At 24.1% G+C, this 1,383-nt stretch carries 2 protein-coding genes; both read left to right on the top strand.

What is annotated here, in order from left to right:
• Positions 1 to 132: 132 nt before the first annotated feature.
• Positions 133 to 513, top strand: a complete 381-nt coding sequence (locus tag ACXYRR_RS04190; protein ID WP_435129138.1) for a hypothetical protein — start codon at positions 133 to 135, stop codon at positions 511 to 513.
• Positions 514 to 523: 10 nt separating this feature from the next.
• The gene (locus ACXYRR_RS04195) at positions 524 to 943 is read left to right on the top strand and encodes a hypothetical protein (protein WP_458598200.1); all 420 of its coding nucleotides are present in this window, start codon (positions 524 to 526) and stop codon (positions 941 to 943) included.
• Positions 944 to 1,383: the final 440 nt, after the last annotated feature.

The raw sequence follows: 1,383 nt of genomic DNA on the forward strand, positions 1-1,383 counted from the left end.
ATAATACAAAACGAATGCAATCTGTTTTAGATTGAAAATCACCTCAGCAATATGCAGAGATGATACAATATTAATTTTCTGTTAATTTTTATGTCCTTGTTTAGTTTTTTTTTTTTTTTGTAAAATTAAATTATGGAAAAAGAAAAATTAGAATACTACTTTAAACCTGAGACATTATCAAAATTTGATGAAGGTCAAAAAGAAGTTTTAGAATTAATCATTAATACCAGAAATCTTAATAAGGATCATTTAAAAATCGCCGCAGATGTAAGGTATTCAGCAATACAGATGTTTCAGATATATCTAGCATTGAAAAAAGATGATAATATTGACAATCTTTTCTATATTAGACCAAAATATCCACTACAAGAAATAAGAGCAACAAGAAAGGATATTGAAAATATCGAACGGATTAAAATGCTTCAAAATATTTATGATTCTTTAAGTAAATCACATAAAATTATTGAATCAAAATTAAATGATGTCTATTCTGAGGCTTCAAAAAAATGATAGATGAATATGTATGCAAAAAGAACAAGAAAAATTAGAATACTATTTTAAACCTGAGACATTATCAAAATTTGATGATGACCAAAAGGAAATCTTAGAATTGATTATTAATAAAAAGGGATTTAATTATAAAGATTTATATCCAATAGCTGATGAGAGATTTTCTCCTTTACAAATGTTTCAAATATTACTTGCATTAGTAGAGGATGTGAAATATTCATTTTTTAAAAATGCAAAATATACATTTGAAGAAATAAGAAGTGTTAGAAATGACCTAGAGGATATAAAATTGTGAGAAATAATCGAAAAAATCAGCAGGGAAATAGATAGATTTAATCAAGTTTTTATCGAAAAACTTGATAATATTATATATGCAATACAAAATATTCGTATTGTGCATGTGCATAATACATATGTTACTCATAATCATTAATATATATTAAATTCTAGCTATAAATGTCAAATAAAAGAAAAACAAATTCCCTCAAAGTAGATGAAATTTTGGATGAATATTTTATCTTCGACATTATAAAAATTCTTGTGTATTTTAATAAAAAACTAAGTTATATCCTGTAAAAAGGTAAGTTGTATATATAGTAGCATCTTATCAGAAAATTTAAAATTTTTTTTGAAAAACCTGCAAAATATAAAACAAAAGAACAAAAGTAATCTTTTGTTCTTTTGTTTTATATTTTGCAGGTTTTTCAATGCCAAATTGAAGTTTACCCTATATTTCTAAATCCGTTTGTTGTTCTAAGACTTCTGTTAATATTTCAGTTATCAAAAATATGTGCTAAAAGCAATGATAAACTTTCCGTACTAGGAAATGAAACCTTTCTTTTTAAAATCAATTTCATATTCGAGTTTAAGGAT

This window comes from Mycoplasma sp. 246B (genome assembly GCF_054353935.1).